This window comes from Sorangium sp. So ce385, from assembly GCF_051474135.1.
In the GTDB taxonomy this organism is placed as follows: Bacteria; Myxococcota_A; Polyangia; order Polyangiales; family Polyangiaceae; genus Sorangium; species Sorangium cellulosum_D.
In genome coordinates, this window is record NZ_CP150337.1 from 13,638,746 (window position 1) to 13,651,850 (window position 13,105).

Sequence of the window (13,105 nt, forward strand, 5' to 3'; positions counted from 1 at the left end):
GCCGAGAACGACAGAAGGCGACCGAGGACCGCCGAGCGACATCGAGGCGCTCCTTGCGGATCTGCAATGCAGGCCTCTTTGGTGGAGCAGAGTTGAAATCACGCGCTCCTTGCAGATGTGCAATCCATGAGCGCTGGCTGCAGACGCGCTTATCGTTCGCGTGAATCGAGTGTTTCAAAACGGTGAACAACCCCGTGAGCAACATCGGCCAGGAGCAGCCCGGAGCAGCCCGAAGCAACGGGCGCTCCTTTCGCGACCAGGCACCCACGCGATGACGATCGCGCGTGAGCTCAGGAATTCCTTTACCGAGTAGGGTCGGTGGTGTAGATTCCTAATCTGCCCACGCCGCTGCTCCGAGACGGAGTGCATCGGCACGAGGGCGCGAGGCCGCGGTGTCACCGTGAGACCTCGCTCTGGCGAGCGATCCGAGCGGCATGCGGGACATGACGCGAGGGCTCCCGTGATCGCTCGCCAGGCCGGCGTTCCATCCCTGTACGAGCACACAAGAGGAGTATCGTGAGCCTGAATGCCCAGGAGCGGCTGCGCGTGCTCGTCGTCGACGACGAGCAGAGGATGCTGGACAGCATCGCGGCGATCCTCTCCGACGACGTCGACGTCACGACCTGCGGGTCCGCCCACCGGGCGCTCGAGCTGCTGCACACAGGCCAGTTCCACGTGGTCTGCTCCGATTACAAGATGCCGGGGATGAACGGCGAAGAGCTCCTCAAGCGGGTCGCAAGCCTGCCGCTCTACACGAGCTGCCTGCTGATCACCGGCGCCGAGGAGTACATCCGCTCCAGCGAGGGCGGCCGCCACTACGTCATCCTCAAGCCGTTCGATCCCGCCCGGACCACCCGGATCGTCCTGGAGCTCGCGCGCCTCGCCAGCACGAGGCGGTCGGTCGACGCCCTCGCGGGCTCGTCGTCCACGCCGCGCGAGACCGTCGCGCCCCCCTCGCTGCGGAGCGCGCCGTCGCACAGGTCGCCGGAGACCCGCGACGCGCCGGAGTCTTCCCAGCGCGCCAGGGTGAGCTCGTACCCGCCCCCGTCCTCCCGCACGTCGATCTCCCTCGGCGGAGCGCGGCTCGTGGACGCCGGGCTCCCGGCCCGAACCCTCAAGTGACGGCCCGCCGCGGCGTGCACGGCGCCGAGGGGGCCGACGGAGGTGGCGCCCCGCGATGATGAGCCGAGATCCGCTCGGCGCGGCGGAGCAGCTCGCGACGGCCGAGGAGATCGTTGCGGCGATGCGCCACGACCTGCGCAACTGCTTCGGGACGATCCGCAACGCGGCGTTCTTCCTCAAGCGCAAGATCGCCCGGGAGCAGGCCTTCCACGACGATCCGCGGGTGGAGCAGTTCCTCCACGTCATCGACGAGGAGGCGATCGCGGCGAGCGCGCTCGTCGACGGCGTCACCGACGCGGGGCCGCACCTCCGGCGCAAGCCGGTGCGCGCGAGCGCCCTCGAGTGCGTCCGCCTGGCCGCGGCGTGCGCGCGCATCGCCGAGCCGGGGGTCCGCGTCGATCTCGACGCGGTGGACGGCGTGGTCGAGCTCGAGCCGGCCGAGCTGGCCGTGGCGGTGCGGTGCCTCGTGGAGAACGCGGCGGAGTCGATGCCCGGCGGCGGGGTGGTCGCGCTGCGCGGGCGCGTGGTCGGCGCGCGCTACCGCGTCGAGGTCAGCGACGCCGGGGCCGGCGTGCCCGAGGCGGAGCGCGAGGCGATCACGCGCCCGTTCTACACCACCAAGCCCGGCCGCCTCGGCCTCGGGCTCAACATCGCCGCGCGCGTGGCGCGCCGCTACTTCGGGACGCTCACCCTCGCCGGCGCCGCGCCCTGCGGCACGCGGGCCTGCATCGAGCTGCCCCTCGCGGCCACGACCGAGCCGCCGCCCGCCGGCCCCGTGGAGCCGCCGCCGTGACGGCGGCCGCGCCGGAGGCGCCGCGATGAGCATCCGCGCGTCGCTCGCCTTGATCTTCGCCGTGGCCGCGGCGGTCGTCCTGCTCGCCGCCGGCGCGCTCTACGTGACGTCCGGCCGGCTCTCGCTCCTCCAGCGGCGCTCCGAGCTGTCGTACGAGCAGCTCACCCGCCACATCACGCTCGCCAACCACGCCGGCCGCTACATGCGGGAGGCGGCGGAGATCTCCCTCGGCGGCGGCGACACCGAGGAGCTCCGCCACCTGACCGAGGTCGTCGCGCGGGACCTCGCCGCGGTGGAGGCGCTCGAGCGGGCGTGGGTCGCGGACCCGCGCCTCCGCGACGAGCCGGGCGAGGCGCAGGAAGAGGACGAGCGCTTGCGAAAGATGCGCGCGAGCCTCGCGACGATCGCCGGGGACGTGGGCGAGGTGACCCGCATGGCGAGCGGCGGGGAGCGGCTCGCCGCCCACCGGCGGTTCGTGGAGCGCCCCGAGGCCGAGTACGAGCGCGGCTTCTTGCCCCACATCGACGCGGCCATCCTCGACGCGCGGCGCGACGTCGCGCGGAACGCCGCCGCGGCGGGCCGCGAGAGCGCGCGGATCCGGATCGCCAGCGTCGCCTCGATGACGGCGGCGCTCGTGCTCCTCGTCGTGCTCCTCGGCGGGCTCCTGCGCGCGATGGCGCGGGGGTTCAGCGCGCTCGCCGAGTGCTCGCGGCGCATCGCCGGCGGCGACCTCGACTACCGCGTGCCCGACCTCGGAAAGCACGAGTTCGGGCGCATCGGCGCCGCGCTCCGCCACATGGCCGAGAGCCTGCGCGAGGCCCAGGAGTCGCGGCTGCGCGTCGAGCGGCTCGCCGCCATCGGCCAGCTCGCGGCGAGCGTCGGCCACGAGCTCCGCAACCCGCTCGGCGCCATCCGGAACGCGGCGTACTACCTCAAGAAGCGCCTCGCCGGCACCGAGCTCGGCGCCGACCCGCGCGTCGCCCAGTTCCTCGGCCTCATGGAGAAGGAGCTGCTCTCGTGCACCCGGATCATCGGCGATCTCCTGGACTTCGCGCGGGAGCGCCGGCTCTGCCGCTCCGCGTGCCCCCTCGCGCCCCTCGTCGACGACGCGATGTCGGTCGTCGAGGCGCCCGCGCACGTGCGCCTCGTGAACCAGGTGCCGGCCGCGCTGCCCGTGCCGAGCCTCGACAAGGACCAGTTCCGTCAGGTGCTCGTCAACCTGATCCAGAACGCGGCCGAGGCGATCCCGGCCGGGCGCGAGGGCCGCGTGGTCGCGTCTGCGCGGGTGTGCGACGGCGCGCTGGTCCTGACGGTGGAGGACGACGGGGCGGGGATCGAGAGAGAGCACCTCGCGAAGATCTTCGAGCCGCTCTTCAGCACGAAGCTGAAGGGGACGGGCCTCGGCCTCGCCATCACCGCCGGCATCATCCGGATGCACGGCGGCACGATCGGGGTGGAGAGCGCGCCCGGCGCAGGGACGACGTTCATCATCCGGCTGCCGCTCGCGGCGGCGCCGGAGGTACACTCGGCGCAGCCCGCGTGAGCGGGGAAGGGACAGCCGTCGATGGAAGCGACCAGGCGGGTGCTCGTGGTGGACGACGAAGAGGGGATGCGCGCCACCGTCGCCGCGAACCTCGAGCTCGAAGGGTACGACGTCGTCGAGGCGCGCGACGGCGCGCACGCCCTCGAGCTCGTGCGGCAGCAGCGCTTCGCGCTCGTGCTGACCGACGTGAAGATGCCCGGGCTCAACGGGGTCGAGACGTTCCGGGAGCTCCGGCGCATCCAGCCGGATCTCACGGTGGTGCTGATGACCGCGTTCGCGATCGAGCAGCTCATCGAGGAGGGCATCGGCGAGGGGGTGTACGCGGTCATCTACAAGCCGTTCTCGATGGATCACCTCATGCGGATCGTCGCGCGGGCGCTCGGGTCGCGCGGCGTGCTCGTGGTGGACGACCTCCCCGCCGTGGCGGAGTCGATCGTGGCGGGGCTCAACGCGGCGGGGCTGCGCGCCGAGGCCGTGTACGACGGGCAGACGGCGATCCAGCGCGCGCGCGACGAGGCGGTCGACGTGTGCGTGCTCGACCTGCTCATGCCGTCCCTGGACGGGATGAAGACGTACGAGCAGCTCCGGCGGATGAGCAGGCCGATCACGGTGATCGCGATGACCGGCCACGCGGCGCCGGAGCTGATCCACGCGTTCACGAGCCGGGGCGGGTACGCCTGCCTGCACAAGCCGTTCGGCGTGCGCGAGCTGATGCACACGATCGCGCGCGCCAGGAGCGATCCGGGGACGTGCTGAGGGTTGAGGGGGGTCGTATGCGCGGCGTGACGGTGTTGCTCGTGGACGACGACGCGTCGTCGCGGATGGTGCTCGCGACGCTGCTCGAGGACGAGGGCTTCCAGGTCGACCTGGCCGGCTCGTTCGCCGAGGCCGGCCGGATGCTCGCGGCGGAGGGCGCGGCGTACGATCTCGCGCTGCTCGATCAGAACCTCGGCGACGGCCGCGGCACCGACCTCCTGCCGGCGCTGCGGGCGCGCCTGCCGGCCGTGAAAGCGGTGCTGCTCAGCGGCAGCGGCGGCGACGACCTCGGCGGGGCGCCGCCGCCCGACGCGGTGCTCTCCAAGGGGATCGGCTTCCCGGAGCTGCTCGAGCGGCTCCGGCACCTCGTCGGCTGACGCCTCGGGCGCGCGGCTTATCGCGCTTCGGGCGCCTGCACGTCGCGGGGGTGGAGCGGGGCGGCCCCGGTCTCGGCGCAATCGCAGACCTGGCAGCCGTTCCGGTCGGTCACGCAGCGGGGTTCCAGGCCCGGGCACAGGGGGCGATACTCGGTCGGGCAGGTGCCCTTCGCGGCCGCCGAGCTCGACACCGTGGTCGCGGGGGACACCGCCGGGCACGGCGAGAAGCCGTGGTTGCACGCGTGGCCGCACCCGAGGGCGCCGCCGGCGGCGAGCGCGGCGAGCGCGGCGAGCAGCACGAGCAGCATGTCGGAGCGGACGGCGCGCGCCGTGACGCAGCGCCGCGCGGGGGCGGGCTTGAGGCGGCCCTCGCCGGGCGGGGCGGCGTCGCGCGGGCCGGCGAGCCGCTCCCGCTCCGATCGGGCCGGAGGGCGCGCCTCGGCGCCGGTCAGCGAGAGGTCGTCCAGCGCGCCTGCCTGTGCGTGTTTGATCCTAAGCATGATCGGCCCATTCCCTTGAAGCGTGGAGGCTCCGCGAGCCCGCAACCTTTCATGCTATGGGGGGCCGGCCTCGCTGGCAAGCAGGCTCATTTTTCCGTTCGTAGCACCGCCTGCGGCGCCGGACGCGCGGTGCGATGGCCGATGTAAGCGGACCTGGGAGCACCGCGGGGGCGGCTCCGAGCCCCAGTCCTCCAGCCTCAATCGCCGGAATTGCAGGCCTCACGCCCGGGTGGGTTGATAAAACGGGTGTCCGGGCACGTTGAGGTTCAGGAAGGTGATCTTCTCGCTGAGCCAGTGATCCCGCCGGGCGGCGTCGCCGCGCTCCTCGTGATAGCGCGCGAGCAGGTCGTAGCTCGACAGGGAGCCCAGGTCGTGATCGTGAAACGCCTTCCGGAACAGGTCCTCTGCGGCGCCCTGGCGTCCGTCGCCCGCCAGCGCGTCGGCGGCGCGGCAGAGCTCCGCGAAGCGCTCCTCCGTGAGCCTCGGCTTGTCCCGCAGCGCGTCCGGATGAAGGAGCTCCCTGGAGACGAGCTCCTCCAGCGTTCCGTTCATGTAGCAGTCGAGGATCAGGTGGATCCGGTCCTCGGAGCCGCGGTTGCAGGCGCCATGGCGCGTGTGGTGAGGAGACAGCTTCCAGAGAAACCCGCTCTTCATGTGGACCGAGCGCGAGGGCAGGACGATGACCGCGTCCGGGTTCGTCTTCAGGGGGACGTGGAGCCGCAGCCGGGGAACGCGGCTCAGGTTGTGAGCCCCGTAATCGGTGTGCTCCCACAGGAACGCTCCGGGATCGAGCCGCAGCAGCCTGACCCACATCAGCTCGAGGCCTGACCCCTCGACGAAGGCGCGGACCCGGGGCAACCGCGGGACGACCTCGGTGGGGACGGGCGCGCAGTCGGCGAGGTCGTTCTCCTGCGAGTCTCCGCTCGCGTTGTAGAGCGCGGCCGTCTTCCACCCGCCCGACTGATACCGCGAGTAGTTCTCGGTCCACGGGATGTCGGCGCGCGCGACGTCTTCGAGCATGCCGGCGACCACGTCGCGGGGGATCTCTCTGAGCTGGGACGTGTACTTCAGCATGAGGCCTCCATTCGGCGGCGCCCGGCGCGAGGGGGATGGCGGGCGGGTCATGCCCATCGACGTCGATGGGCCGGCCGCGGCGCGCGCGGCGGCGGTCGGGCTTGATCCCGGGCGTGCCCCCTGGTACTACTAAGGTAACTTAGTTGCAAATGAAATTTAGTATACGTAGAGCGGCGCCGGCGATCGCCGCCGCGCTGGCGCTCTCCTCGCCGCGGCATGCGCGGGCCGAGGCGCCCATGCGCCTGCCGGGGCTCGCGGGGCCCGTCGTGCTCGACGGCCTCGTCGACGAGGCCGCGTGGCGGGCGGTGGCCCCGGTGCCGGCTGTCGTCTACGAGCCGGTCTTCGGGGGCGCGCCGTCGCAGCGCACGGAGATCCGCGTCGCGCACGACGGCGGCCACCTGTACCTCGCGGCGCGGCTACGCGACACCGAGCCGGCGGAGGTGAGGGCGAGCTCGCTGTACCGAGATGAATACGCCGGCGACGACACGGTGGGCCTCATCGTCGACCCGTTCAACGACGACGCTACGGCGCTCTGGTTTTACACGATGCCGACCGGCGCGCGGGTGGACGGGACGGTCTCGTCCGACATGGCCTCTGGCGAGCCGGACTGGAGCTGGAACGGCCGCTGGGAGGCGGCGGCGCAGCGGACGAGCGACGGGTGGTCCGCGGAGATGCGCATTCCCTTCTCGACGCTCGGCTTCGAGAGCGACACAGGGAGCGTGAGGATGGGCCTGTCGGTCTATCGCTGGCTGGCGCGGCAGAGCGAGCGGCACGTCTGGCCACCCGTCCCGCCCAGGTGGCCGCGGGCCTACGCGAAGCCCTCCAAGCTGAGGGACGTCGCGCTCACGGGCGTGGCCTCGCGGCGCGCGCTGACCGTCACGCCCTACGTGCTCCTCGGCTACTCGGTCCGGAGCCCTCCCGAGGCCGAGCGCCAGCGCGGCCTGGACGAGGAGTCGGCCGCATACAGCGCGGGCGCGGACGCCAAGTACGGCGTCACCAGCAACCTGACGCTCGACGTCACCGTCAACACCGACTTTGCGCAGGTCGAGGCCGACGACGAGCAGATCAACCTGACCCGGTTTCCCCTCTTCTACCCCGAGAAGCGGCAGTTCTTCCTCGAGCGCGCCGGGATCTTCGACTTCGCGCTCTCGGGAGACGGCCGGCTGTTCCATAGCCGGCGCATCGGGCTCGCCGACGGCGAGCCGGTCGCGATCCTCGGCGGGGCGCGCCTCGCCGGGCGCGCCGGGCGGTGGGAGATCGGCGCGCTCGACCTCCAGACGGCCGAAAGCGGCGCGCTGCCGTCCGAGAACTTCGGCGTGCTCCGGCTGCGGCGCCAGCTCGACGATCCGCTCTCGAGCGTCGGCGGCATGCTGACGAGCCGGATCGGGCTCGACGGCCGCTACAATGTCGCTTACGGGGCCGACGGCATCATCCACGTCGTCGGGGACGAGTTCCTGAGGCTCACGTGGGCGCAGAGCCTGCAATCCCTGCGTTCAGCGCGGCCGGACGACGCGGAGCCGGCGCGCTGGCTGAACAGCGGCCGGGCGCTCTTGGCCTGGGAGCGCCGGCGCGCGGCGGGGCTCAGCTACCGCGCCGAGATCGGGTGGGCCGGCGAGGCCTTCGACCCCGGCGTCGGCTTCGAGCCCTACCAGGGGTACCGGTCGGCCGATCTCTCCGCCACGCAAGAGTGGCTGTTCGACGCTGGCACCCCCGTGCGCGCGGCTTGGCTCGGCGCGGAGGGCCAGGCCTTCCAGCGAAGCCGCGACGGCGTCTTGGAGGCGGCGGAGGCCAGCCCCTTCGTGGGGCTCACCTTCGCGAGCGGAGACGAGCTCGATCTGGTGAGCCGACACCGGCGCGAGGAGGTGCCGGAGCCGCTCGTGCTCGACGGCGGGATCGAGGTGCCCGTGGGCCGCTACGCCTTCCACCGGGCCGGCGCAGAGTTCACCATGCCCGACGGCCGCAGGCTGCGCTGCGGCGCGTCCATCGAGGCGGGCGGGTTCTATGACGGCTACAGCCTCTCCGCCTCGCTGAGCCCGTCGTGGAACCCGTCGCCCCACCTCGGCCTGGGCGGGGAGTACCGGTTCGACGCGATCCGCTTTCCAGACCGGGGCGCCTCGCTCGACGCGCACATCGCGCGGCTGCGCCTCCGGCTCGGGTTCGATATCCACGCCTCCCTGAGCGCCTTCCTTCAGTACAGCAGCCTCACCGAGCGCACGAGCATCAACGTGCGCCTGCGCCACCACATCCGCGAGGGCACCGACCTGTGGATCGTCTACGACGAGCGCCTCGGCAACGCGGCGGCGGCCCACGAGCGCGCGCTCCTGCTCAAGTACACGCACGCGATCGCGCGCTGAACCCGAGACCGTGGTCACGGGAGCCACCTGCATGCGCCGTGATCAGGAGGCGCCCGAGCCGCGAGAGGTACATGCAAACGAGTTGCATTTTCGTGAGACCCGTTGTAGATGGCGGTCGAGGAGAGGACAGGTGATCATCTCGGCAGCTTCTCCCATGGCGGCCTCCCCGGCCTCGATCACCCTGGCCGAGGCCGCCCGGGAGCTCGTGGAGGCGGGTCGATTCCTGAGCCTGCGCGACGCCGTGCCGGCCACGAGCGGCAATCTCTCGCGCCGGCTCGACGCGCGCACGGCGGCGATCACGCGCTCCGGTGTGGACAAGGGCGAGCTGACCGACGCCGATGTCCTGGTGGCGAACGTCCACGAGCCGCCGCCGGCGGGCTCCTCGGCGGAGACGCCGCTGCACCTCCATCTTTACCGCGAGCGCCCCGGGGTGGCCGCCGTGCTGCACACCCACTCGATCGTCAGCGCGCTCCTGTCCTCGCTGCGCGAGGCCGAGGGGGAAATCCCGCTGCGCGGCTTCGAGCTGCTCAAGGCGCTCGGCGACACACGCACCCACGAGACCACCGTCCTCGTGCCCATCTTTCCCAACGACCAGGACGTCCCGCGGCTCGCCGCGCGCGTGTCCGCGGAGCTGGCCCGTCGCCCGGAGGCGGTGGGCTACCTCATCGCGGGTCACGGGCTGTATGCCTGGGGCCGCTCCATGCGCGAGGCGCGCCGCCACACGGTGGCGCTGGAACACCTGCTCACCTACGAGCTCGAGAAGATGAGGTTGCGCCGATGAGCCATCTGACCATCTATCCTGACGATCAGCCGGGTACGCCGTCGGGCGTGTACACCGATATCGACGACATCCGTCGCGAGCTCGGCGCGGTCGGCGTCCGCTTCGAGCGCGTGGACGCGTCCATTCCGCTGCCGGACGGCGCCGGCCAGGACGAGGTGCTCGCGGCCTACCGCCACGTGGTGGAGGCCGAGCGCGCGGCGCACGGTTACGAGATCGTCGACGTGGTGCGCATGAAGCCGGACGCGCCGAACGCGGGAGAGGCGCGGAAGAAGTTCCTCTCCGAGCACACGCACGCCGAGGACGAGTCCCGCATCCTCGTGGAAGGCAGCGGCTGCTTCTACCTGCACGCCTGGCAGCAGGTGCTCCAGATCGTGTGCACGCGCGGCGATCTCATCAGCGTGCCGGCCGGGATGCGGCACTGGTTCGATATGGGACCCCGGCCGCTGTTCGCGGCCATCCGCTTCTTCGAGCGGCCGGAGGGCTGGGTGGGCGACTTCACCGGCAGCTCCATCGCGGACCTGTTCCCCAGGTACGCGCCGTGAGCGGGACGCGGGCGGCCGTCACGCCGCGGCCCATGGCCTCGCGTCAGCGACGCGCGCTGTCCGGCCGGGGGCTGCGGCCATGAAGGTCCTCGGCAAGGCCATGCGCTCCATCTGGGTCGAGGCCGACGGCTGGTCCGTCGGCGTCATCGACCAGACCCAGCTGCCGCACCGCTTCGCGACGGCGCGGCTGGCGACTGCGGACGACGCCGCGCGCGCGATCCGGAGCATGCTGGTGCGCGGGGCGCCCCTCATCGGCGCCACGGCCGCTTACGGGATGTGCCTTGCGCTGTGGCAGGATGCGTCGGACGGGGCGCTGGAGCGAGCGTACGCCCTCCTCGGCAGCGCGCGCCCCACGGCCGTGAACCTGCGCTGGGCGCTCGACGAGGTGCGGCGCGCGGTGGCGCCGCTGCCGCCGCCCGAGCGCGCGGCCGCCGCCTACCGGCGCGCGGCGGCGCTGTGCGAAGAGGATGTCGCCATCAACCGCGCCATCGGCGAGTGCGGGTTAGCGCTCCTCCAGGAGGCCTGGGCGCGCAGAGGGCGCGAGGGGCGCGTCAACGTGCTCACCCACTGCAATGCGGGGTGGCTGGCCACCGTGGATTGGGGCACGGCGCTCGCGCCCATCTACATGGCGCACGACGCGGGCATCCCCGTTCACGTCTGGGTGGACGAGACGCGACCGCGCAACCAGGGCGCCGGCCTCACCGCGTGGGAGCTGGGCCAGCACGGCGTGCCGCACACCGTCATCGCCGACAACGCGGGGGGCCACCTCATGCAGCATGGCCTTGTGGACCTGTGCATCGTGGGCACGGACCGCACGACGGCGCGCGGCGACGTGGCGAACAAGATCGGCACCTACCTCAAGGCGCTCGCGGCCAAGGACAACGGCGTGCCCTTCTATGTGGCGCTCCCGTCGCCCACCATCGACTGGGCCCTTCAGGACGGCGTGCGCGAGATCCCCATCGAGCAGCGCGACGGCGCGGAGCTCTGCGACGTGACCGGGCGGCTGCCGTCCGGCGAGCTCGCGACGGTGCGGATCACCCCGCCGGGGAGCCCGGCGGCCAACCACGCCTTCGACGTGACGCCCGCGCGGCTGGTCACGGCCCTCATCACCGAGCGCGGGGTGTGCGAGGCCTCGCCGGACGGGCTGCGATCGCTCTTCCCGAAGCGGGCGCAAGCGGGCGCCTGACGGCCGGGCGGGGCCTGCGCGGCGGGCCCCTCAGACCCGGCGCAGCCTCTCCGCCGCGCGCTCCAGCGTCTCATCCCGCTTGGCGAAGCAGAACCGCAGGACGGGCCCGGGCTCCACGCCGGAGAGGAACGGGGAGATGGGAATCGAGGCGACGCCGTGCTCGCGGATGAGGCGCAGCGCGAAATCGGCGTCTCGCTCGGCCGTGATCGCCGAATAATCGACCAGCTGGAAATACGTGCCCTCGCACGGCAGCGGGCGGAACCGCGAGCCCTCGATGAGCCGCAGGAAGAGATCCCGCTTCGCCTGGTAGAAGGCCGCGAGATCGGCGGCGAGCGGGTCGCGCGTCACGACCTCGGCATACGCGTGCTGGATGGCGGCGTTCACCGCGAAGGTCACGAACTGGTGCACCCGCTGGATCTCGGCCGAGAGCGCCTGCGGCGCCGCGCAATAGCCCACCTTCCAGCCGGTCGTGTGGTACGTCTTGCCGAAGGAGCTGATGACGACGGAGCGATCCGAGAGCTCCGGATACCGCGCGAGGCTCTCGTGCCGGCGCCCGTCGAAGAGGATGTGCTCGTACACCTCGTCGCCGACCACGAGGACGTCCCGCCCGTCCACGACCTTCGCGAGCTCGCGCATGTCGTCGGCCGACAGCGCCGTCCCGGTCGGGTTGTGCGGCGAGTTGATGACCAGGAGCCGCGTGCGCGGCGTGAGCGCGCGCCGGACCTCGTCCCAGTCGACGCGGTACTCCGGAAAACGGAGCGTGACGAACACGGGGGTTCCGCCGTTCAGCTGCACGGCCGGCGCGTACGAGTCGTAACAGGGCTGGAAGAGGATGACCTCGTCCCCGGGCCGGACGAACGCGGTGATCGTGCTGAAGATGCCCTCGGTCGCGCCCGAGGTGACCGTGATCTCGGTCGCCGGATCGTAGCGGCGACCATAGAGCCGCTCGATCTTCATCGCCAGCGCCTCGCGCAGGGCCAGCACGCCCTGCATGGGGGCATACTGGTTGTGGCCGGCGCGCATGTGCCGGGCCACCGCCTCGACGAGCTCCGGCGCGCAGTCGAAATCCGGGAAGCCCTGCGACAGGTTGATGGCGCCGTGCTCGTTCGCGAGGCGCGTCATCACCGTGAAGATGCTGACGCCGGTCGACGGCAGCTTCGAGGGGAGCAGGGGCGTGGTCATGGCGGGTTCCTCGGCCGGGTTTCGACAGGCCGGGACCTTAGCATGCGGCCGCCTCAGCCGGCGCTCCGGTCGTGCCCAGGCCGCTCGGCGATGATCACCGAGTTGATCACCTCGTCGTGCGGGTGGATCTCCAGGAGCGGATCGAACGGAGCCATCCCGTGGATGTCGACCTCGGGGTATAGGAGCGTGCGCAGGCGCTGCGAGCTGCGGACGAGCAGCAGCGCGCCCGGGCGCATGGCCCCGTGCAGGTGGCGGAGCAGGCGGCTCTTCTCGCGCCGGTTCATGCCGACGAGCGCGGCCAGGAACACGCAGTCGAACTCCGAGAGATCGGAGCAGGACAGGGCGTCGGCGCAGACGAACTCGAGCCTCTCCGACAGACCGAGCCGCCGCGCGAGCGCGCGGGCGACCTCGCACGCCTCCTCGTCGACGTCGATGTTGCTGACCGGGAGGCCGTAGCGCTCCGCGAGCAGGATCGAGGTGAAGGGGAGCGGGCCGGAGCCGATGAACAGCACGCGCCGCGGCAGCTCGTCGCGCACGCCGCGCAGGCTGGAGAGCTCGAGCCGGGTCAGCTTCTCGTAATTGAGGGCGTAGGGGAAGCTCCGGAGCTCGGCCGCCGGGTCGTCCGCGGCGGCGATGCGGCGCGCCCAGTGGCGCTCCAGCTCGAACTCGCCGCGCGAGCAGACGCGCCACAGGCCCTCGCGGATCGCGCTCACGTCCGGGTCGCCGAGCACCTCGTCGACCTCGCCGCGCGACCGGGACATGGAGATGCTCACGAGCTCGCTGAACAGGTGGTTCACGCGCTGGCTCGGCTCGAGGGAGCCCATGGTCGCGAGCTCCTGGTAGATGCGGTGGATGCGTGTCGAAAGCGAAGGTGTGGTGATCGTGTCCATGACGC

The 13,105-nt window shown here is 72.0% G+C and carries 13 protein-coding genes; 9 read left to right on the plus strand and 4 right to left on the minus strand.

The window, feature by feature from the left end; all coding sequences use genetic code 11:
- The first annotated feature begins 516 nt into the window (after positions 1-516).
- From WME83_RS49940 to WME83_RS49960, 5 genes are read left to right on the plus strand one after another with little or no spacing between them, the layout of a single operon-like run.
- A complete protein-coding gene (locus WME83_RS49940; protein ID WP_437316769.1) occupies positions 517-1,122 on the plus strand; it encodes a response regulator in 606 nt (201 codons plus the stop codon).
- A 55-nt stretch (positions 1,123-1,177) separates the two neighbouring features.
- Positions 1,178-1,915 carry a sensor histidine kinase gene (locus WME83_RS49945; RefSeq protein ID WP_437316770.1) on the plus strand — a complete coding sequence of 246 codons (738 nt, stop codon included), beginning with the start codon at positions 1,178-1,180 and terminating at the stop codon, positions 1,913-1,915.
- Between the two features lie 25 nt (positions 1,916-1,940).
- The gene (locus WME83_RS49950) at positions 1,941-3,458 is read left to right on the plus strand and encodes a sensor histidine kinase (RefSeq protein WP_437316771.1); all 1,518 of its coding nucleotides are present in this window, start codon (positions 1,941-1,943) and stop codon (positions 3,456-3,458) included.
- Positions 3,459-3,479: 21 nt separating this feature from the next.
- Positions 3,480-4,214: a response regulator gene (locus WME83_RS49955; protein ID WP_437316772.1), complete on the plus strand. Its 735-nt coding sequence runs from the start codon at positions 3,480-3,482 to the stop codon at positions 4,212-4,214.
- A gap of 17 nt (positions 4,215-4,231) precedes the next feature.
- Positions 4,232-4,591: a response regulator gene (locus WME83_RS49960; RefSeq protein ID WP_437316773.1), complete on the plus strand. Its 360-nt coding sequence runs from the start codon at positions 4,232-4,234 to the stop codon at positions 4,589-4,591.
- Between the two features lie 17 nt (positions 4,592-4,608).
- On the opposite strand, the gene WME83_RS49965 is transcribed toward WME83_RS49960, so the two are convergent.
- A complete protein-coding gene (locus tag WME83_RS49965; protein WP_437316774.1) occupies positions 4,609-5,091 on the minus strand; it encodes a hypothetical protein in 483 nt (160 codons plus the stop codon).
- 219 nt (positions 5,092-5,310) lie between these two features.
- Positions 5,311-6,165, minus strand: a complete 855-nt coding sequence (locus WME83_RS49970) for an aspartyl/asparaginyl beta-hydroxylase domain-containing protein (protein WP_437316775.1) — start codon at positions 6,163-6,165, stop codon at positions 5,311-5,313.
- A 149-nt stretch (positions 6,166-6,314) separates the two neighbouring features.
- On the opposite strand from WME83_RS49970, the gene WME83_RS49975 reads away from it, so the two are divergent.
- The 4 genes from WME83_RS49975 (at position 6,315) to mtnA (ending at position 11,028) form a co-directional block, all read left to right on the plus strand.
- Complete coding sequence (locus WME83_RS49975; RefSeq protein WP_437316776.1) at positions 6,315-8,519, plus strand: DUF5916 domain-containing protein; 2,205 nt, start codon at positions 6,315-6,317, stop codon at positions 8,517-8,519.
- 154 nt (positions 8,520-8,673) lie between these two features.
- Positions 8,674-9,300 (plus strand): methylthioribulose 1-phosphate dehydratase, encoded by a 627-nt coding sequence (locus WME83_RS49980; RefSeq protein ID WP_437322136.1) that lies wholly within the window; start codon positions 8,674-8,676, stop codon positions 9,298-9,300.
- The gene (locus WME83_RS49985; protein WP_437316777.1) at positions 9,297-9,842 is read left to right on the plus strand and encodes a 1,2-dihydroxy-3-keto-5-methylthiopentene dioxygenase; all 546 of its coding nucleotides are present in this window, start codon (positions 9,297-9,299) and stop codon (positions 9,840-9,842) included. Before WME83_RS49980 ends, WME83_RS49985 begins: the two co-directional genes overlap by 4 nt.
- Positions 9,843-9,921: 79 nt before the next feature.
- Positions 9,922-11,028, plus strand: coding sequence for an S-methyl-5-thioribose-1-phosphate isomerase (gene mtnA, locus WME83_RS49990; RefSeq protein ID WP_437316778.1), 1,107 nt, complete (start codon positions 9,922-9,924; stop codon positions 11,026-11,028).
- A gap of 30 nt (positions 11,029-11,058) precedes the next feature.
- Here the strand turns inward: mtnA and WME83_RS49995 are convergent, their stop codons facing one another.
- Positions 11,059-12,210: a methionine aminotransferase gene (locus WME83_RS49995; protein WP_437316779.1), complete on the minus strand. Its 1,152-nt coding sequence runs from the start codon at positions 12,208-12,210 to the stop codon at positions 11,059-11,061.
- A 53-nt stretch (positions 12,211-12,263) separates the two neighbouring features.
- Positions 12,264-13,100 carry a nicotianamine synthase family protein gene (locus tag WME83_RS50000; RefSeq protein ID WP_437316780.1) on the minus strand — a complete coding sequence of 279 codons (837 nt, stop codon included), beginning with the start codon at positions 13,098-13,100 and terminating at the stop codon, positions 12,264-12,266.
- Positions 13,101-13,105 lie beyond the last annotated feature (5 nt).